Source organism: Halorubellus amylolyticus, from assembly GCF_034808145.1.
In the GTDB taxonomy this organism is placed as follows: Archaea; Halobacteriota; Halobacteria; order Halobacteriales; family Natrialbaceae; genus Halorubellus.
The window spans coordinates 502856-522649 of record NZ_JAXHGM010000002.1 but is presented as its reverse complement, the minus strand read 5'-3'; the positions used below and the strand labels follow the sequence as shown (position 1 = coordinate 522649).

Annotated in this window: 16 protein-coding genes and 1 pseudogene; 10 read left to right on the top strand and 7 right to left on the bottom strand. The window is 69.4% G+C overall.

Annotated elements, in window-relative coordinates; genetic code table 11:
• Positions 1-75: 75 nt before the first annotated feature.
• The 3 genes from SM754_RS08405 to SM754_RS08395 all read left to right on the top strand — a co-directional run bounded on the left by SM754_RS08405 (position 76) and on the right by SM754_RS08395 (position 3660).
• A complete protein-coding gene (locus SM754_RS08405) occupies positions 76-1110 on the top strand; it encodes a glycosyltransferase family 4 protein (protein ID WP_323675773.1) in 1035 nt (344 codons plus the stop codon).
• Between the two features lie 73 nt (positions 1111-1183).
• On the top strand, positions 1184-2746 hold the full coding sequence (locus SM754_RS08400; RefSeq protein WP_323675772.1) for an alkaline phosphatase family protein: 1563 nt from the start codon (positions 1184-1186) through the stop codon (positions 2744-2746).
• Positions 2743-3660, top strand: coding sequence for a hypothetical protein (locus tag SM754_RS08395; RefSeq protein WP_323675771.1), 918 nt, complete (start codon positions 2743-2745; stop codon positions 3658-3660). The genes SM754_RS08400 and SM754_RS08395 overlap by 4 nt, the downstream gene beginning before the upstream one ends.
• A 35-nt stretch (positions 3661-3695) precedes the next feature.
• Here the strand turns inward: SM754_RS08395 and SM754_RS08390 are convergent, their stop codons facing one another.
• The 4 genes and pseudogenes from SM754_RS08390 to SM754_RS08375 all read right to left on the bottom strand — a co-directional run bounded on the left by SM754_RS08390 (position 3696) and on the right by SM754_RS08375 (position 8880).
• The gene (locus tag SM754_RS08390; protein WP_323675770.1) at positions 3696-5069 is read right to left on the bottom strand and encodes a sulfatase-like hydrolase/transferase; all 1374 of its coding nucleotides are present in this window, start codon (positions 5067-5069) and stop codon (positions 3696-3698) included.
• A gap of 104 nt (positions 5070-5173) precedes the next feature.
• Positions 5174-6379, bottom strand: a complete 1206-nt coding sequence (locus tag SM754_RS08385) for a glycosyltransferase (RefSeq protein WP_323675769.1) — start codon at positions 6377-6379, stop codon at positions 5174-5176.
• The gene (locus SM754_RS08380; protein WP_323675768.1) at positions 6376-7512 is read right to left on the bottom strand and encodes a sulfatase-like hydrolase/transferase; all 1137 of its coding nucleotides are present in this window, start codon (positions 7510-7512) and stop codon (positions 6376-6378) included. Before SM754_RS08380 ends, SM754_RS08385 begins: the two co-directional genes overlap by 4 nt.
• Before the next feature lie 128 nt (positions 7513-7640).
• Positions 7641-8880: pseudogene (locus tag SM754_RS08375) on the bottom strand (ABC transporter substrate-binding protein).
• Positions 8881-9036: 156 nt separating this feature from the next.
• Here SM754_RS08375 and SM754_RS08370 point away from each other — a divergent pair.
• The 3 genes from SM754_RS08370 to SM754_RS08360 all read left to right on the top strand — a co-directional run bounded on the left by SM754_RS08370 (position 9037) and on the right by SM754_RS08360 (position 11721).
• Positions 9037-9834: an enoyl-CoA hydratase/isomerase family protein gene (locus SM754_RS08370; RefSeq protein ID WP_323675767.1), complete on the top strand. Its 798-nt coding sequence runs from the start codon at positions 9037-9039 to the stop codon at positions 9832-9834.
• A 2-nt stretch (positions 9835-9836) separates the two neighbouring features.
• Positions 9837-10814 (top strand): D-2-hydroxyacid dehydrogenase, encoded by a 978-nt coding sequence (locus SM754_RS08365; protein WP_323675766.1) that lies wholly within the window; start codon positions 9837-9839, stop codon positions 10812-10814.
• A gap of 166 nt (positions 10815-10980) precedes the next feature.
• The gene (locus SM754_RS08360) at positions 10981-11721 is read left to right on the top strand and encodes a DUF502 domain-containing protein (protein WP_323675765.1); all 741 of its coding nucleotides are present in this window, start codon (positions 10981-10983) and stop codon (positions 11719-11721) included.
• Between the two features lie 37 nt (positions 11722-11758).
• Here SM754_RS08360 and SM754_RS08355 read toward each other — a convergent pair whose 3' ends face one another.
• The 3 genes from SM754_RS08355 to SM754_RS08345 all read right to left on the bottom strand — a co-directional run bounded on the left by SM754_RS08355 (position 11759) and on the right by SM754_RS08345 (position 14092).
• Positions 11759-12169 (bottom strand): hypothetical protein, encoded by a 411-nt coding sequence (locus SM754_RS08355; protein WP_323675764.1) that lies wholly within the window; start codon positions 12167-12169, stop codon positions 11759-11761.
• 84 nt (positions 12170-12253) lie between these two features.
• A complete protein-coding gene (gene asd / locus SM754_RS08350) occupies positions 12254-13288 on the bottom strand; it encodes an aspartate-semialdehyde dehydrogenase (protein ID WP_323675763.1) in 1035 nt (344 codons plus the stop codon).
• A 150-nt stretch (positions 13289-13438) separates the two neighbouring features.
• Positions 13439-14092 carry a hypothetical protein gene (locus SM754_RS08345; RefSeq protein WP_323675762.1) on the bottom strand — a complete coding sequence of 218 codons (654 nt, stop codon included), beginning with the start codon at positions 14090-14092 and terminating at the stop codon, positions 13439-13441.
• Positions 14093-14184: 92 nt separating this feature from the next.
• On the opposite strand from SM754_RS08345, the gene SM754_RS08340 reads away from it, so the two are divergent.
• From SM754_RS08340 to SM754_RS08325, 4 genes are all read left to right on the top strand, one after another.
• Positions 14185-15090 (top strand): HFX_2341 family transcriptional regulator, encoded by a 906-nt coding sequence (locus SM754_RS08340; protein WP_323675761.1) that lies wholly within the window; start codon positions 14185-14187, stop codon positions 15088-15090.
• Between the two features lie 46 nt (positions 15091-15136).
• Positions 15137-15607, top strand: a complete 471-nt coding sequence (locus SM754_RS08335; RefSeq protein ID WP_323675760.1) for a hypothetical protein — start codon at positions 15137-15139, stop codon at positions 15605-15607.
• 462 nt (positions 15608-16069) lie between these two features.
• A complete protein-coding gene (locus SM754_RS08330) occupies positions 16070-18730 on the top strand; it encodes a valine--tRNA ligase (RefSeq protein ID WP_323675759.1) in 2661 nt (886 codons plus the stop codon).
• 123 nt (positions 18731-18853) lie between these two features.
• The gene (locus tag SM754_RS08325) at positions 18854-19768 is read left to right on the top strand and encodes a hypothetical protein (RefSeq protein WP_323675758.1); all 915 of its coding nucleotides are present in this window, start codon (positions 18854-18856) and stop codon (positions 19766-19768) included.
• Positions 19769-19794 lie beyond the last annotated feature (26 nt).

Genomic DNA, 19794 nt, shown 5'->3' with positions numbered 1-19794 from the left:
GGTCGTCGCGTGCTCTTATAAGCTTCACGTCAATGGGTCAGGGGATTTATCTATACCCGTGTTGCCGGGTGTGATATGGACCTGGAGTCGGTCGACGTGGCGATGCTCCATCAGGACCCGCACCCGGCGCATCGCGGGTTCGCGGAGGCGGTCGGCGCGGACCTCGTCGACTACCACGCGCGCTCGCTCGGCTCGCTCTCAGGGAGCGTCGTCGCCGACGTCGTGAACGGCCTCACGTATCCGGACTACGACGTCTACCTCGTGGAGGGGTCGCGGCCGCTGTACGCCGCGCTCGTCCGCCGGTTCACGCGGGGCGGGACGGTGATATACCTCTGCGCGGACCACGGCCTGTACGCGCTCGGCGAAGGCGACTTCGAGGGCGACTCGCTACTGAAGTCCCTCGTCGGCCGGTTCGGGACGCCGCTCGTGCGCGCCGTCGGCCGTCGCGGTATCGACGGCGTCGTCGCCGTCAGCGAGTTCGCCGCCGAGTTCACGCGTTCCGTCGTCGGCCAGGGGACGCCCATCGAGATAGCGCACCCGTTCGTCCAAGCCGAGACGTACGACGCGCTCGGGCAAGTCAATCCAGACCTCGACTCGAACGTCGCGGTGACGGTCGCGCGCCCGTGGCACTACAAGGGCGTGGACATGCTCGTCGACGCGTGGCCGCACGTGCGAGAGGCGATTCCGGACGCCGAGTTGCACGTCGTCGGCGGCGGGCACCCCGAGTCGTATGGCGACACGCCCGGGGTGACGGTGCGCGGGTACGTCGAAGACCTCGCGGACGCGTTCGAACCCGCTTCGTTGTTCGTGCAGCCGTCGCGGATGGACACGTTCCCCGTGAGCACGCTCGAAGCGATGCGCGCCGGCGTCCCAGCGCTCGTCACGACCGGCGCCGGCACGCGCTCGGAGGCCCGCGAGATAGACGCGTCGCTCGTCGTCGACCCGACGCCCGAGGCGCTCGCGGCCGGCGTCGTCGACTACTTCGAGCGCGATACCGCCGACCGCGAGCGCTTCGCCAGCGTGGCGCGCGAGCGCGGCGTCAGGTTCGACGCGGCCTCGCGGAAGCGGGCGTTCCGCGACGCGTTCCGGCACGTGCTCGCCGAGCTGTAGGGCAGTCCACCAGCGGAGTCGCGAGTCGAGTCTCTCGAAGGCTTTTACCCCGTCCCCGGTAAACGACGCCTCAATGACCGTCTACGTGGTCGGCCTCGACGGCGCCGACTGGTCGCTGCTGCGTCCGTGGGCGCGCGAAGGAGCCCTCCCCGCGTTCCAGCGCGTGCTCGACGAGGGCGTCGACGGCGACCTCCAGAGTACGCTCCCGCCCGTGACGTTCCCCGCGTGGAAGTGCTACTCGACCGGGAAGACCCCGGGGAAGCTCGGCGTCTACGAGTGGTACGCGTACGACCGCGACGAGCAGACGCTGTCGGCGAACGACGCGAGCGACTTCACGTCCCGGGAGTACTGGGAGGTGCTCGCGGACCACGGCGTCGACGCCGGCGTGGTGAACATGCCGACGACGCATCCGGCGAACGCCCGCGAGATGGAGGGCGTCGACGTCGTCGCGGGAAGTCCAGCGAACGAACGCAAGACCCTCACGAACCCCGAGTCGCTCAAGCGCGAGCTCCTCGACGCCGTCCCGGAGTACCGCGTGAAACCCGACCTCGTGCTGGACGAGGCGACGCCGGACGAACTCGTCGCCGAGGGCAAGCGACTGTTCGACCAGCGGTTCGATGCCGCGACGTTCCTCGCCGAGGAACGCGACCGCGACCTCGTCCACACGACGCTGTTCTTCACGGACACCCTCCAGCATCGCCTCTGGGACCACCCCGAGCACCTCAGGGAGGCCTACGAGCACGTCGACGAGCGCCTCGGCGACCTTCTGGACCGCGACGACGCCGACGCCGTCTTCCTCATGAGCGACCACGGGTTCACCGAAATCGACGAGATATTCCTCCCGAACCAGTGGCTCGCGGAACGCGGCGACCTCGCGTTCGCCGACGACGGGGCGCGCACGCTCCTGTCAGGCGTCGGTCTCACCGAGGAGCGCTTGAAGCGCTTCGTCGACCGCCTCGGCCTCGTCTCGCTCGCCCAGCGCCTCGTCCCGAAGTCCGTGCAGGGGCTGTTCCCGAGCGAGAGCGGCCGGGTCGCCATCCAGGACGCCGCCATCGACTGGGAGGCGACGAAAGCGGTCTCGGTCGGTCGGGGCCCCATCTACGTGAATCACGCGGCGTTCGCGGACGCCGACGACCCGGCGGCCGCCGCCAAACGCTACCGCGAGAGCTTGGCCGACGACCTCGCCGCGCTGGAGACGCCCGAGGGCATCCCGGTGGTAAGCGCGGTTCACGACCCCGCGGACGTCTACACCGGTGACCGCGAGCGCGGTCCCGACCTCGTCGTCGAGTACACCACGGGCGTCGACGCGCCCGAGTCTGTCGGCGGCGACGTCTTTGGCGAGACGACGGAATGGCTCGCCACGCACCGCCGGAACGGGATATTCGCTGGCGTCGGCGACGACGTCGGCACGGGGACCGCGGACCTCGACCTGTACGACCTCGCCCCGACGCTCCTACACTACCTCGACGTGCCCGTCCCCGAGGACGTCGACGGCAACGTCCGCCAGGACGTCCTCGCGGGCGACGCCGCCGACCGCGACGTCGAGACCGGGCCACCGTCTGCCATCGGCGCCTCCGACCGCGGCGCCGGCGAGGAAGTCGAAGAAACGCTACGCGAACTGGGGTACCTCGAATGACGTTCCGCGAATGGGTGGACGCGAGCACGGACCGCGTTCGCGAGGACGGCTGGCAGGGCGTCACGGAGTCCGGGAAGGAGTTGTACGTCGGCGCACTCCGACGCACCGAACCAATCTTCGGGCACGGAGAGAACGTCTTCGACCGCGACTGGGACGTCCTGCTCCTGCTGGACGCGTGCCGCGTCGACCTCATGGCCGAGGTCGCCGACGACTACGCGTTCCTCGACCATCCCGGCACGATGCACTCGGTCGGGAGTTCCTCCATACAGTGGATCGAACGCACGTTCAGTGACGAGTACCGCGACGAGATGCAGAACACGGTGTACGTCACCGGGAACCCGTTCAGTAAGCGCGTGCTGAGCGGTGACGACCTGCTCGCACTCGACGAAGTCTGGCGGTACGCGTGGGACGACGACCGCGGCACCATCACTGCCGACGCCATCACGGACCGCGCGATCGCCGCCGGCCGGCGCCACGATTACGACCGCCTCGTCGTTCATTACATGCAGCCGCACTTCCCCTCGGTCCCGACGCCACTCACGGACGGCCTGAACAGCGACACGCTCGGCGACGGCGAGGGCTGGGATTCCCCGTGGCACATGCTGCGTCGCGGCGACCTCGACGAGGAGACGCTCTGGGACGCGTACCGCGCAAACCTCGAGTACGTCCTCGACGAGGTCGAAACCCTGCTCTCGAACCTCGACGCCGACACTGTCGCCATCAGCGCCGACCATGCGAACGCGAAAGGCGAGTACGGCGTGTATGGGCACCCGAAGGTTCCGATCAAGGCGATCCGGGAAGTCCCGTGGTACGAGACGTCCACGACCGACACCGGCGAGTACGAACCGACGCTCGACCCCGGCGTCGAACGCGGTGGCGTCGAGGAGAAACTCGAATCACTGGGGTACCTGTAGCCGCCGCGCCAGAATCGTCCAGTTCACCTGCGTCCTCACTCCAGGTATCCGAGGTCCTCGAGGTGCTCGGTCACCATCTCGTCGTCCTCGCTCACGCCGCTGCGTTCGCCGGCGCGCATACGCTGCATCCGCGTCTGGTGGTCGTCGAGCGCACTCGCGAGCTCGTCGTACTCGGGCGCGTCCGTGCGGTCGTCCTCGGGGCGTTCGGCGGGCGTCGCGGCGACGTCGAAGCAAAACTCGCCGTCGTCGGCGTGCCGGAGGAGCTTCCAGCCGTCGGCGCGGCGTGCGCAACAGCGGCCGTAGTCGACGTCCCGGCCGACGTCGCCGAACGCCCACTCGCGCGCGTCGACGTCGCCGTCGAGGAGGTCGAACGCGCTCGCACCCTCCCAGTCGTCGGGCGCGTCCAGGTCGACGGCGTCCGCGACCGTCGGTGCGGTGTCGACGAGCCGAATCTGGCCGTCGACAGTCGCTGCCCCGAGGTCGGGGTGGTGGATGATAAAGGGGACGCGGACGACGCCCTCCCAGAACTCGGGCGGGTGGCCGGCGTGGCCGTGCTCGCCGACGAGTTCGCCGTGGTCGGCGGTGAACACGACGATGGTGTCGTCGAGGACGCCGCGGTCGTCGAGCGCGTCGAGCAGGGCGCGGAACTGGTCGTCGACGTACCGGCACTCGGCGTCGTAGAGCCCGCGGATGCGGTCCCACTCGTCGTCGGTGACCTCCTCGGGGTGATGGGTGCCCTTCCGGGAGAGGCCGCGGCACTCGGCGACGTCGAGCGGTTCGTCGAGGAACTCGCGCTGGTACTCGGCGGGCGCCTCGTAGGGGTGGTGGGCGTCCATGTAGTGCAGCCAAGTGAACCAGTCCACGTCGTCGTCGCGCTCGTCGACGAAGTCGAGCGCGCGCTCATTCAGCGAGTCCGCGCGTTCGTGCTCGAAGTCCCGGCCGCCAGTGGTCGCGAACAGCGCGTCGACGCGGTTGTAGACGCGCTCGATAGTGCGGAAGACGACGCCGTCCTTGTCGAGGTTCGACTGCACGAGCTGCTTGAACTCGTTGACGTTCGCGCCGTCACTGCTCGCGTCGTGCATCGCGTCGAACCCGCGGTCGTAGTGGTACGCGCCGCTCGCGAACTGGTTGTCGGTATACCCGGCGGTCGCGTACCCCGCTTCGGAGAGGACCTCCGCGAGCGTTCGGATGGGGCCACCGGCGTCCGCGGGCGGGATGCCGAGGCCGTCGACGCTCGCGAAGTACCGGCTCGCGTGGATGGCGGGGAACGACGCGGGCGTCGACGGGCCGTTCGCGACGCACTCCGTGAACTCGACGGCGTCGTCCGCGAACGCGCGCGTCTTCGGCATCACCCTCGACTCGATTCGGTCGGCGCGCAGCGAGTCGACGGTGACGAGAGCGACGTTCATATCGGTGAGATGCCGGGAACCGCTTAAAGAATGACGCTTCGTGCGGGTTCTAGGGCGCCGCTCGCCGCGCGACCGGGGCCGGGAGCGGGACGGCCCGGAGGCGGTCAGCGCTCGTCCGCGGCGACGATGCTGGCGACGGCGTCGCGAGCGTGCTTGCGGAACGCGTCCCGGGACCAGTCCGCGGCGGTCGCCTCGATGCGGTCGGGGTCCCACTCGGTCTCGAGGACGCGCCGGACGCCTTCGCGGACGCCGTCCTCGCTGGCTGGGACGACGACGCCGTCCGCGCCGTCGGTGACGTGATTGTGGAGGTTCGGTTCGTCCGGGACGACGACGGGTTTGCCCGCGCTCTGGAACTCCTTGGGCGTCATCCCGCAGTGCTCCTCGCGAGCGAACGCGATGCCGCCGGTCGACCCGGCGACGAGGTCGGCGAGCGCGTCGTCCGGGAGGCGGTCGTGGACGGTGACGTTCCGCCGGCGCGCGACGCGCTTCCCGAGTGGGCCGTCGCCGACGAGGACGAGGCGTGCGTCGAGGTCGGCGAACGCGCGAGCGACGACGTCCGTGCGCTTCATGTCGTTCAGCCGCCCGATCATCACGAAGTACGGGTCATCGGCGTCGGCGGGCGCGTGCTCGAACCGGTCCACGTCGATGGGTGGGTTCACGACCGGGACGCCGTCGCGGTCCCGCAGATAGTGCTTGTGGACGCGCTGTCGCGTGAACGCGCTGTTCGCGAGCATGCCCGTGCAGTAGTCAGCGAAGTGCCGGTCGAGGACGGTGACGAGGGTCGTCGTCGCCCAGTCGACGACGCCGTCGGTCGGGCGCGCGTAGAACCGCGGCGGCGGGACGTGACAGTAGTGGACGTGGTGCTGGTCGTGGGCGGGCACCCACCACTTCGCGGCGGTCCCGCTCGATATCACGACGTCCTCCTCGAACGCGAGGCCGCGGAACCCGGCGGCGCGCAGGAGTTCGGACGCGGGCCGCGCGCGGTCGTTCAGGAACAGCTTCGCGGAGAGTCCCTCGTGGAAGCGTTCCTGGAAGGGGAACGCGACGTCGTAGCCGTCCCAGAACTCGCGGTCGGGCGTGTGGCCGACGGTGAGTGGGGCGTCGAACGCGTCCGCGAGCGCCTTCGCGACGCGCGCCGCGCCGCCGGGATGGATCCACGACCCCTCGTGGACGACCCGAACGGACCGCCCGTCGAGGACGTCGTCGACGTCGACGTCCGGGAGGGCCGGCGCGTCGTCGCCGCGCGCGGTGGTCGCGCCGTCTCCGCCCGCGGCCGGCGGGTCGCGGGGAGCGTCGCCGTCGTCGGTCATTCGAGGTAGCCGAGTTCGGCGAGGGTCTCCTCGTCGGCGTCGTACCGCGTGATGCCGCCGTCGACGTCGAACGCCTCGAGCGCCTGCCTGAGGTCGTCGTCCATCGCGGCGTCGTCCCCTTGGAGGTCTCGGGCCGAGTAGGGGTCGGCGTCGTCGGGGTCGTAGTTCACGATGCCGTCGCGGTTCATCGCCGCGCGCCGGTCGCCGTAGAGCGCGAACGCGACGTCGCGGTCCTCGCGGCCGAGCCCGTGCTCCTCGCCGACGAGCATGCTCGGCACGTCGATGAGGGAGGCGACGTCGCCGAACGCCCAGTCGACGTTCCGCGTCGCGAGCGGCACGTGATGCAGGAGCGGATGGAGGAGCCCGGGGTGCCCCCAGACGCCGTCCTCGCCGAGCAGTTCGCCGTGGTCCGCGACGAACACCACCTCGGTGTCGTCGGGGACACCCTCCCAGAGCCGCCTGAGTTCGACGTCGAGCTCCTCGCACTCGCGCCGGTAGAGTTCCCGCACCAGGTCGGCCTCCTCGCCGTTCACGCGATGCGAGATCGCCTTCCGGCTCACGCGGTTCGCGTAGTCCCGGGACACGGGCGCGCTGTGGGGGTCGTAGGGATGGTGTGGCTCCATGAAGTGCAGCCACCCGAACCAGTCGTCGTGCCCCTCGGTCTCCTCGAAGAACGTCTCGATGACGTCGTCCGCGCGCCGGAAGGACTTCCCGAGCTTCACGACCTTCGCTCTCGCGCGCTCGAACTGGTTCCACGCCGCCGCCGCGACCTTGTACGGCGTCGACCCGAGTTCGAGCTTGTCGGAGACGAACCCCGCGACCCCCTCCTCGCTCGCCGACGGGCTCTCGAAGTGGTCGAACGCGTCGTCGTACCCGTACTTCGGCGACAGCAGGTGGTTCGTCGTCACACCCACCTTGTGGCCGTCGACGCGGCGGGCGACGCTCGTGCCGTCCTTGAGGCCGCGCTGGAGCGCGTACTCGCCGCCGATGATCGCGGGGAACGACCCGAACGTCTCGGGGAACGTCGAGAACGCGCGGTCGTGCTCGAAGTCGAGGTACTCGCGGGTCGCGGGGAAGTGCCGGAAGTGGTCGTGGCGGAGCGAGTCGACCGTGACGAGGAGCTTTCGCGTCATGGATGAGGGGAGATGGTGCCCCGACCGGGAACGGCGAGCGTCGGCGCGGGGCGTCGTCGTTACGGCGGCGAACGCGGCGTGCGCGAAAAAACGCTTCGGTCAGACTCGCCGTCGAGTCGGCGACTGGTTCAGAACTCGCCGCGGACGATGGCGGCGACGCGCTCGCGGTCGAACAGCTGCTCGCTCTGGGGAATCTCGGGGTACGGCTGCCCGTCCTCGTAGGTCGGCCACGCGCCGAAGCGCTCGGGGTAGAGCTGCTTCGCCCCCATCTCGAGCTGGAAGCAGTTCATGATGGGGCCCTGGTAGCGCATCCCGGCGGGGTAGACGCGGTCGTTCTCGACGGCGGAGAGTTCGCTCCCGACGGGGTGGTCGCGGAGCGCCTGCTTCGCGTCCGCCATCGAGTAGTTCGGCGTGATACCCCAGAGGTGCAGGAAGACGTCGGGGTCGGCCTCGGCCATGGTCTCGTAGTCGACGGCCCCCCAGAGGCTCCCCCAGTCCTGGTCGGCGAAGGCGTCGGTCGCGCCGAGCGGGCGGGTGTCCGCGAGCCAGTACCCGGGTTCGTTCAGGTGGTAGGTGTAGAACTGCTCGCCGTCCGCGGCGAGCGTGGCGCGCACGGCGGTCGGGCGCTCGGATGCCGGCGGGAGGTCGGCCTGGATGGTCGAGACGAGGTCATCGTGGACGGCCGCCAGTGCCTCGTAGCGTTCCCGTTCGCGGAGGACGTCGGCCACCTTCTCGAAGAGCTCCCAGAGCCCGTAGAACTCGTAGTCCGCGGCTGTTGGGTCGGGCACGCCGTTGTTCGTGCCGCTGTAGAAGTTCCCGAACCACGGGCCGACCGCGTTCGCGACCTCGTCGACGTCGCCCTCGTCCCAGTTCTGCTGGGTGCTCGCCCACACGGGGTCGGCGAGGTGGACGTCGCTGTCGAGTTCGTACAGCGTCTCCTTCGGGAGGCCGTCGGCGAGCGGGTCGACGAGGCCGTCCCAGTCGAACGCGACCCCGTCGAGTCGGTCGTAGTAGTGGTTCATCGTCGTCCCGGACATCTCGGGGACGTAGAGCGCGTTGACGGCGTCGCCGTGCCCGAGTGCGACGGCCATGTCGGCGTACGTCGAGAACACCGTGAAGACGTCCTCGGGGGGGGTGGTCGAACGTGACCTCGCCCATCGGCGACATCGACACGGAGTAGGGGCCGTCGTCGGTCCCGGTGCTCGACCCGTCGGTCGTCGTGGTCGCGGTCGTCGCCGCGTCGGTCGCGGTGCCGGGGTCGCCGCCGGTACAGCCCGCGAGGAGGGCGCCCATGGTTGTGGTGGCGCCCCCGAGGAGTGCGCGTCGCGTCGGTGCATCGCCGTCGTCGTCGTGTTCGTCGCCGACCATGTATTTAGGCTGGCCTAAACTATTGATAACCGCTTCGGTTTTTAGGCAGGCCAAAACCTCGGTGTCGTGGTGCCCAGTCGCAAGCGCTCGCGCGAGTGCCGGCGACGGCGGCCGCGACCGCCGGGGTTTTTCTCGTCGCCGGCCGCACGCCCGACCATGCAACTCGACGAAGGCTTCGAGCACGTGGACGTCGACCTCGCCGACGGGGTCGCCCACGTCACGCTCGCTCGACCCGACGCGCACAACGCGCTCGACGTCGACACCGCCATCGACCTGAAGGACGCACTCGCCGCCGCGACGACCGCGGGCGACGTGCGCTGCGTCGTCCTCGAAGGCGACGGCGGGACGTTCTGCTCGGGCGCGGACCTCGCCGCGTTCGAGGGCGACGAGACCGACCAGCGTCGCCTCGACGGCGTCGCCACGCGCCTGCACGCCGCCGTCCGCACGCTCGCGACGAGCGACGTCCCCACCGTGTCAGCAGTGAACGGGGTCGCCGCCGGCGGCGGGTTCGGGCTCGCCTTGGCGAGCGACCTCGTGCTCGCCCACCAGACCGCGCGCTTCGAGTACTCCTATCCGCGCGTCGGGCTCTCCGGCGACGCCGGCGCGACGTGGTTCCTCCCGCGACTCGTCGGCCGCCGTCGCGCCCGCGAGTTCCTCCTCCTCGACGACCCCGTCACCGCCGAGGACGCCGTCGAGATGGGGCTCGCGACCGAGGCCGTCGCCGCCGAGGACTGGGACGACCGCGTCCGCGAGGTCGCGACCGACCTCGCCGCCGGCCCGACGAGGGCGTACGCGACCGCGAAGGCGCTCATGAACCGGTCGTACGAGCGCACGCTGAACACTCAGCTCACCGCGGAGAAGGACGCGATCGCGCGACTCGCACGCACCGACGACTACGCCGCCGGCTACGAGGCGTTCTTCTCGAAGACCGAGCCGACGTTCCGAGGTGAGTGACGATGCCGAACGAGACCCTCACCGTCGCCGTGCTGCGCGAGACCGTCCACGGCATCCCCATCGACGACTACGTCACCGGGCTCCGCGAACGCCTCCCGGACCACGATATCGTGCTCGCGCGCACGCCGAGCGAGGAACGCGAGGTCGTCCAAGACGCCGACGTCGTCGCGGGCATGAACATCAGCGACGCCGTCCTCGAGAGCTTCGGTGACGACGTCTCGCTGTTCGCGTGCGCGTTCGCCGGCACCGGCCACCTCCCGATGGCCGAACTCGAGGCGCGAGACGTCGCCGTGACGAACGCCTCCGGCGTCCACGGCCCGAACATGGGCGAGCACGCGCTCGCCGCCGTCCTCTCGTTCGCGCGACGGTTCCACGTCGCGCGCCGCCAGATGGAGGACGACGTCTGGCGGTCGTACCCGACGCACGAGCTCGCCGGCTCCACGGTCACGGTCGTCGGCATGGGCGCCATCGGGACCGCGGTCGCCGAACGCCTCGACGCGTTCGACGTCGAGACCGTCGGCGTCCGGCACAGTCCCGAGAAGGGCGGGCCCGTCGACCGCGTCGTCGGCTACGACGACGCCGCGGGCGTCGAGGCCGCGTTCGCTGACTCGAGCTACGTCGTGCTCGCGTGCCCGCTCACCGACACCACCGCGGGCCTCGTCGACCACGACGCGTTCGTGACGATGCCGAGCGACGCCGTCCTCGTGAACATGGCGCGCGGCCCCGTCGTCGACACCGACGACCTCGTCGCCGCGCTCCGAACGCACGAGATCCGCGGCGCCGCCCTCGACGTCACCGACCCCGAACCCCTCCCGAGCGGCCACCCGCTCTGGGACTTCGACAACGTCCTCGTCACCCCGCACAACGCCGGACACACGCCGAACTACTACGAGCGACTCGCCGACATCCTCGCCGAGAACGTCCAGCGCCTCGCCGACGGGCGCGTCGACGACGACGGCTTCGAGAACCAGGTCGCCTGAGCGGCCGTCACCTCCCTACCGTCGCTATCCATCGCTATCCGTCGCTATCCATCGCTATCCGTCGCTATCCATCGCTATCCGTCGCTATCCGTCGCTATCCGTCGCTATCCGTCGCTACCCGTCGTGACCACGCACGCTTTTGGCGTCGGCGACGCGCCGTTGACGCATGAGCGAGTCCGACGACTGGGTCGCGTTCGCGAGGCGCGCAGCCGTCACCGGCATCGCGACGATGCTGCCCGTGTTCGTCACCGTCGCCGCTCTCATCTTCGCGTGGAGCGTCCTCTCGCGGTTCCTCCAGCCGGTCGCCGAGGTCGTGCTCTACGTCTTCTTCGGCGAGAGCTTCCCCGTCGTCGTTCTCGAGCTCGCGGTCGGCGTCGCGCTCCTCTGGCTGACCGTCCTCGTCGGCGCGGTCGCCGAGGCGCGGAGCACGGAGTCGTTCGTCCTCGGGCGCCTCGAATCGGTGGTCGCGGCCGTCCCCGTCCTCGGGACCGTCTACGAGACCGCGGGCCGACTGAGCGAGATGTTCTTCGAGAGCGACACCGGGAGCTTCCGGGAGGTCGTGCTCGTCGAACTCCCCGACGAGGGCCTGCACACGCTCGGGTTCGTCACCGCCGCACCGCCCGAGAGCGTGCAGGACGCCGTCGACGCCGACCTCACCGTGTTCGTCCCGCTCGCCCCGAACCCCGTGATGGCGGGGTTCCTCGCGAACGTCTCCCGCGACCAGGTGACCGACGTCGACATGAGCGTCGAGGAAGGCGTCCAGTCCGTGATGACGACCGGGGTCGCCACCGGCCAGGGGTTCGACGGCGACCCGCTCGGGAGCGCGGACGGCGACGACGGCCCCCTCGGCGGGCTCGACGCGGAGCCCGTGAGCGCGGACGAACTGGACGACTGGCCACGGGAGTGACTGACGGGAGTGGACTGGGTCGAGAAGCGGCGCGCGGTCAGTTCGCAGCCATCGCCTCGAGGTACCCCGAGCGTGCTTCGAGGACGAGGTACCCCAGGGCGACGACCGCGAAGAACGCGTAGCCGATGGCGGCGACGCCCATCCCGGTCGCGGACTCGATGGGCGCGCGGAACGCGACGGCGGCGAGCGCGGCGACGGTGACGGCACCGAGCGCGACGAGTAACCGCCAGCGCGAGGCGACGGGGACGCTCCCGTCCTCGCCGCGGACCGCGAGGTAGAGGTGCGCGCCACCGAACACGACGGCGTTGAACAGGATGGCGCCGACGGTGGCGCCGGCGTTGCCGAGGTTCAGGGCGCTCCCGAAGGTCTGGAACGCGATCAGGACGGCGAACGCGACGAGCGCGGCCGACACCTGCACGGCCGTCTCGTTCGTCGTTGTGGAGGACATCACCGTCCAGTCGACGCTCGGGAATCATAAGCTTCCCGTCGAGAGACACGTTCGGACGGCGTCGCAACCGCCGGTTCCGGGGGACTACAGCCAGCCGTCGCGCGCGAGCAGTTCGCCGTTCAGGACGCTCGCGCCCGCGGCACCGCGGATGGTGTTGTGCGCGAGACAGTTGTACTGGACGCCGGCGGGCGTCGCCTGGACGCCACCCGCGGCGACCTGCATCCCGCCGCCGAGCATCCGGTCCATCCGCGGCTGCGGGCGGTCCGGTTCGTCGAACACCTTCACGAGCGGCTCCGGCGACGACGGCAGGTCCGCGCTCGGCGCCGCCGCGAGCGCGTCCTCCACGTCGGCGACCGACGGGTCGTCCGCGAGTTCCGCCCAGACGTTCTCCAGGTGGCCGTCGACGGTCGGCACGCGGTTGCACGACGCCGACACCTCGGCGTCGTGCAGCGAGAGTTCCGCGCCGTCGAACGCGCCCAGCAGCTTCCGGGACTCGGACTCCATCTTCGCCTCCTCCCCGCCGATGTGCGGGACGACGTTGTCGATTATCTCCATCGAACTCACGCCCGAGTAGCCCGCGCCGCTCACGGCCTGCAGCGTGGAGACGTGCACGCGCTCCAGCCCGAAGCTATCGAGCGCGGCGAGCGTCGGGACCATCGTGATCGTCGAACAGTTCGGGTTCTTCACGAGCGCGCCGTCCCACCCGCGCTCGTCGCGCTGCACCTCGATGAGCTCCATGTGCTCGGCGTTCACCTCGGGGATGACGAGCGGGACGTCCTCGTCCATCCGCGCGTTCGACGAGTTCGACGACACGACGTAGCCGGCCTCCGCGAACGCCGGTTCGACGCGCTCGCCGACGGTCGAGGGGAGCGACGAGAAAATGAGGTCGACGTCGTCGGGCACCGCGCTCGGGTCCGTCTCCGTCACGGTCGTCGCCGCGACGTCCTCGGGGATCGGCGCGTCGACGCGCCACTTCGCGACCTCGCGGTAATCGTGGCCCGCCGAGTCCTCGCTCGCGGTCAACGCCGCGATCTCGAAGTCCGGATGCGGGTCGAGAAGCTGGATGAGTCGCTGCCCTACTGCTCCCGTGGCGCCAAGGACGCCGACGCGTACGCTCATGCTTGTCCGTCCGTCTGCGTTGCCCAAGCAAAGACCTTCGGGTGCCGTCACCGCTTGACGGGAGTCGACGACGAACACTCGAATCTGGGAGCTGCCGATCGCCCGTCCCCGTGGCGATTCGGAGAGTCCGGTCTGGGAACCCGGGTCGAGTCAGGAGGTCCGTCCGTCCCGGAATTCCGCCTTCAGGTAGCGTGCCAGGTGCTCGGCGAACAGGTCGACGCCGGCCTCGGAGAACTCGATATGCAGTTCTTCCGGTATCTCCTCGACGACCTCCGCCGCAGCGCGTTCGGCGACCGGTTTGATGTTCTGTTCCTGGATACTCCAGTACCCGAGCGCGGACAGGATGAGACTCCCCTCCAGTTCGGTCGCGGAATCCAGCCGGAAGTCGGCCAACTGCTTCGGCTCCGTCGGCTGGCCTCGATACAACTGGAATCGGTGTCCGTTCGTGAGGACGCCGTACGCGGCCCCGACGCCTCTGGTCCCGTCCATGTAGTCGGCCAACTGGTCGAAGTGCCGGTCGAGTGAGACGGTCGGGTTCTTGAACTCGTAGACGATCGTATTCGTGTCCCGGATCGTATCTCCGTGGCCGGACGTGACGTAATCGACGATGCCGCTCTCGACCGACAGCTCGCTACGGAGGTTCGTCCCGACGTCCTCGTAGCCCAGCAGTTGGAAGTAGCCTTCGTTGAGGAAGACCATCTGCACCTCGTCCTCCGAGAAGTCGTCCCTGACGAGTTCGCCGACGTCGTTCAGCACTTCGGTGACGTCCGACGTTTCGAGCAGGAACTCCGGTTCGGTGACCATACCGGCACGAATCCTCGGACTACCAAGACGGTGGTGTCCGGAGGTCGACCGACACTCGTGTTTTTTATAAACACCGGCCATTCCTACCACGTATGCAGACGCACATCGTGCCGGTCGGGTTCGATTACGACCGGTTGATCGCGCCGCTCGTTCGCGATCAGTTCGACGTTGAGCGAGTGATATTGTTGGAGGGCGCGGTGGGGTCGGAGGCGAACGTGGAGTACAGTCAGAACCTCTCTGAGAAGCTGGAGAAGGACTTCCAGAACCTGCTCGGGGCGGACACGGAGCGCGTGGTGGTCGCGGACGTCTACGACTACGACGCGGCGTTCGAGCAGGCGTACGACCTCATCACGGCGGAGCTGGACCTGGGGAACGAGGTGTGGGTGAATATCGCGGCGATGCCGCGGACGGTGTCGTTCGCGTTCGCGACCGCGGCGCACTCGCTGATGGTGGAGCGCGAGGAGGAGCGCGAGCAGATCCACACGTACTACACGGCGCCCGAGAAGTACCTGGAGACGGAGCTCGCGGAGGAGCTCCGCCGCCAGCAGGACCTCCTCGGGGACCTGCAGGCGGCCGGTGTCGACGACGGCCTCCAGGAGCGCGTCGCCGAGCGCCTGGAGACGTCGTGCGAGCTCCTCGAGGAGTTCGACGAGCGCGGGACGACCATCGGCGCGAAGGAGATCGACGGCGGGCACGTCATCGAGCTGCCAGTGGCGTCGTTCTCGAACGTGAAGCCGTTCGAGGAGGTCATCCTGTTCAAGCTCGGCGAGCACGGCGAGTTCGAGTCGGTGAGCGAGCTCGCGGAGTCGCTCGCGGCGGAGTTGAACGAGGAGTACACGGACAGCTTCCGGTCGAAGGTCATCTACAACGTCGACCGGCTGGGGCCGGGCGGGAAGGGGTACATCGAGCAGGAGAGTGCGGGGAAGTCGTATCGGACCAGGCTGTCGCGCATCGGCGACCTGTGGGTGCGCTCGCACTCGGACCAGGCCGAGGAGTGACTGCCGGCACAGAAGGCACTTACCGGGCTTGGCCGTGGGTCCCGGCGTGAAGCGTCGCACCCTCGTCGCTGGCGCGGTCGGGAGCGTGCTCGCTGGCGGTGCCGTCTTCTTCGATGACGTCGTCGAGTTCGCTCGTTCGGACGCGCGCGATGCGGTCTCGCTCGACGTCGACCCGGACGTGCTCACGTCGGATGCGCCGAAGGCAACGGCGACGGTGCGGAACGACGCGCTCGTGCCGGTTCGGACGAACCTCGCGAACTGGCGGGTGCTCCGGGACGGCGAGCGCGTCGTCCCCGAGGGCTGGGTGCAGCCGCTGCACTCGCTCGCGCCCGGCGAGTCGCACTCGTACGCCGTCCGGCTCGGTGGGGAGCCGACCGAGATGGCGACCAGCGACTCGACGGTGTGGCTCGGCGACGTCGGTCCCGGCGAGTACGTCTTCCGGCTCGACGTCGGGGTGGGCGACGAGTCGCGGACGGTCGAAGCGGGGTTCCGCGTCGAATCGAGCGTGGAGTCGTAGTCGGCCGCGCGACGCCGCGAACGTCCGCGCCCGCTCGGCCTCGTTCACTCGCGCGACTGCGACAGCGCGCGCCGGTGGTCGAATCGGACGGGTCGTGAGGTAGTTCCGCGTCGAGCGGGTCGCGACGCGGTGTCACGCCACCGCTACCCTTTTCACCGCGCGCTGTCGATTCGTGTGTATGGAGTCGTTCGCTGTCGCCGTAGTACGTCCCCTGGCCTGACAGCGGTGCCTTCGTTCTCGCCGTGTGGCCCGCGACCGACCAGTCGCGGGTGTCGGCGGCGCGTCGTTCCCCGCGCCGGCTTCGGACGCGAGAGCCACGGTACCGTCGACCGCATCGCGCGAACCGACCAACAGCCGACGACGCGTCCCGTCGTGGGCGCGTTCGACGCGACCGCGCCGCCTCGCGGCGGCGCATCGAGAGTCTTAACAGCGGAATGCACGACACACCGAGTATACGAACACATGCCAGCAGGTGACTACGAGCCCGACGAGATGGAGGCAGCGTGGCAGGAGCGATGGGTCGACGAGGACGTCTACGCGTACGACGGCGACGGCGAGGTGGACCCGAACACGGTCTACAGTATCGACACGCCGCCGCCGACGGTCTCGGGGAGCCTCCACATGGGGCACCTCTACGGCCACACGCTCCAGGACTTCGCCGCGCGCTACCACCGGATGGCGGGCGACGACGTCCTGTTCCCGTTCGGGTACGACGACAACGGTATCGCGAGCGAACGCCTCACCGAGAAGGAACTGGACATCCGGCACGGGGACTTCTCGCGTCGGGAGTTCCAGGAGAAGTGCCGCGAGGTCTGCAAGGAGTACGAGGCCGAGTTCACCGAGAAGATGCAGGAGCTCGGCACGAGCATCGACTGGAATCGCACGTACAAGACCATCGAGCCGCGCGTCCAGCGCATCAGCCAGCTATCCTTCCTCGACCTCTACGAGCAGGGCCGCGAGTACCGGAAGAAGGCGCCCGCGATCTGGTGTCCCGAGTGCGAGACCGCGATCTCGCAGGTGGAGATGGAGGACGCGGACCGGTCGACGCACTTCAACGACGTCCGGTTCGACCTCGCGGAGCCGACCGACGACGGCCGCGAGTCGTTCGTCATCGGGACGACGCGCCCCGAGCTGCTCCCGGCGTGCGTCTCGGTGTTCGTCCACCCCGAAGACGACGAGAACGCGGACCTGGTCGGTGAGACCGCGGAGGTCCCCATCTTCGGGCACGAGGTCCCCGTCATCGAGGACGACCGCGTCGACCTCGAGAAGGGCACTGGGGTCGTGATGTGCTGTACGTTCGGCGACCAGAAGGACATCGAGTGGTACCAGGCCCACGACCTCCCGCTGCGCGTCGCCATCGACGAGTCCGGGACGATGACGGACATCGCCGAGGCCTACGAGGGCCTGAGCACGCACGAGGCGCGCGACGCCATCGTCGAAGACCTCGACGACGCCGGGCATCTCGTCGACCGCGAGCCCCACGAGCACACGGTCCAGGTGCACGAGCGCTGCGAGGTCGACGTCGAGTTCCGCGTCTCCCGCCAGTGGTACATCGACATCCTCGACCACAAGGACGAGTACCTGCAGGCGGGTCGCGAGATGGAGTGGTACCCCGAGAAGATGTTCACGCGGTACGAGCACTGGATCGAGGGCCTGGAGTGGGACTGGCTCATCTCGCGCCAGCGCGACTCCGGCATCCCGTTCCCGGTGTGGTACTGCGCCGAGTGCGACCACGAGGTCGTCGCCGACCGCGAGCAGCTGCCCGCGGACCCGCTCGCGGACGACCCGCCGGTCGATAGCTGTCCCGAGTGCGACCACGGCGAGTTCCGGCCGGAGGAGGACGTCCTCGACACGTGGGCGACGTCGAGCCTGACGCCGCTGATCAACGCGGACTGGGACCCGGAGACGCTCGGGAACGGCGAACTAGAGGCCGGCGACCTCTCGAACCCCGAGCTGTATCCGTTCGACGTTCGCCCGCAGGGCCACGACATCATCAGCTTCTGGCTGTTCCACACGGTCGTGAAGTGCTACGAGCACACGGGCGAGGTGCCGTTCGATTCGGTCCTCATCAACGGGTTCGTGCTCGACGAGAACCGCGAGAAGATGAGCAAGTCGAAGGGGAACGTCGTCGCGCCGAGCGAGGTCATCAGCGAGTACCCGATGGACGCGGTCCGGTACTGGGCGGCGTCCTCGGGCGTCGGCGACGACTTCCCGTACCGCGACACGGACATCGTCGCGGGCGAGAAGCTCATCCGGAAGCTGTGGAACGCGAGCAAGCTCGTCGACAACCTGACCGTCGACGACGCGACGCCGCCGAGCGAGCGCGACGCGCCCGTCGACCTCGACACGCTCGACGAGTGGTTGCTCGCGGAGCTCGACGACCTCGTCGCGGACCTCACCGCGCGCTTCGAGGCCCACGAGTACGCGAAGGCCCGGAATCGCCTGCGGACGTTCTTCTGGAACACGTTCTGTGACGACTACCTCGAGATCGCGAAGGAGCGCGACAGCGAGTCGACCCGGTACGCGCTCGCGCTCGCCCACGAGACGTTCCTGAAGCTGTGGGCGCCCGTGATGCCCCACGTCACGGAGGAGCTCTGGCACGAGTTCTACGTCGCCGGCGACAGCGAGGACGTCGACGCGGCGGAGACGAGCGTCCACGTCTCGGACTGGCCGGAGCCGCGCGGGTTCGACGCGGACCTCGACGCCGGGGAGACGGCGATGGAGGTCATCTCCGCGCTCCGGAAGTACAAGACCGACGAGCAGCTCGCGCTGAACGCGGACCTCGCGCACGTCGAGGTGTTCGGCGACATCACCGGGTTCGAGGACGCCATCACGGGCGTCATGCACGTCGACGAGCTCACCGTCCACGAGTCCTCGCCGGAGATCACGACGGAGGTCGTCGACGTCGACCTGGACTACTCGACGCTCGGTCCGAAGTACGGCGGCCAGGTGAACGAGTTCGATAGCGCCATCGCCGACGGCGACTACGAGGTCGTCGACGGCGAGCTCCACGTCGCCGGCGAGGCGCTCGCCGCCGACGAGTTCGAGCTCCGCGAGGAGCGCACGTACGGCGGTGACGGCGAGATGGTCGAGACCGAGAACGCGGTCGTCGTCGTCCACTAGCGGGGCGCTCCCCGCCGCCGATCGACGTCGGGGCAACCTCGGTATCCGCGACCTGCGGCACGCACCGGACACCCTGACACGAGTGTCCAAAAAAATATGTTTTCTCGGCGGGAAAGGTGCCGTATGGCCCTCCCCGCACGTACCGTGGTCCCCGTGCTCGTGATTGTCGTGCTCGCCGGGTGTGGCGGGACGACGCCCGGAGCCACGACGCCTGCGACCGACGCGACGACGGCCGAGACGACGTCGCCAGCGGCCGCGTCGACCACCTCGACGACGACCACGCGCTCGTCGACGCAGACGACCGGGACGGGAACCGGCGACGACGGCGACGTCGACGGGCCGCCGGGCGTCTCGAACGGGACGGTGACGGACGCGTTCGCGTTGACCGACGCGCACGTCGACGCGGTCGCGAACGGCTCGCACGCCATCGTCGAGGCGCACTCGCTCGCGTCCGCCAACGGCACGGCGTTCCTGAACGCGTCGACCACGGTCGCGGTCGCGTCGAACCCGGACGTCTACCTCGTCGAGTCGACCCGGGCAGGCGCGGGCGTCGACGACCGCGAGCGGAGCCTGTACGCGAACGGGTCGATCGTCGCACGCCATCCCGCCGAGAACGCCTCGTACGCGGTCGTCCACACGCCGCGCGGGGAGCCCGCGACGCCGGCGTCGATGTACCCCGGCGTTCCGCGGAACGTGGACGCTCTCTCCCTGCTGCTGGCGTCCAGCGAGGACGCGACCGCGACGCGCGTCGGCGCGGCGACCTACCACGTCACGGCGGCCGGGGCGTCCGCGGACGCGGTCGACGCCGAGGGCGTCGCGCTCGATAGCGCGTCGAACGCGACGCTCGACCTGTACGTGACCGACGAGGGACGCGTCCTGAACTACACGGTCTCGTTCGACGCGACGCGGAACGGCACGGCGCTCGCTGGCGAGATTCGGGTGCGGTACGACGCGGTCGGAGAGACCGAGGTCGAAGCGCCCGCGTGGTTCCGCGAAGACGCCACGGACGCGAACGCGACCCGCGACGTACAGGCGTGAACCTGGCGTGAATCACGGTCGGTCGG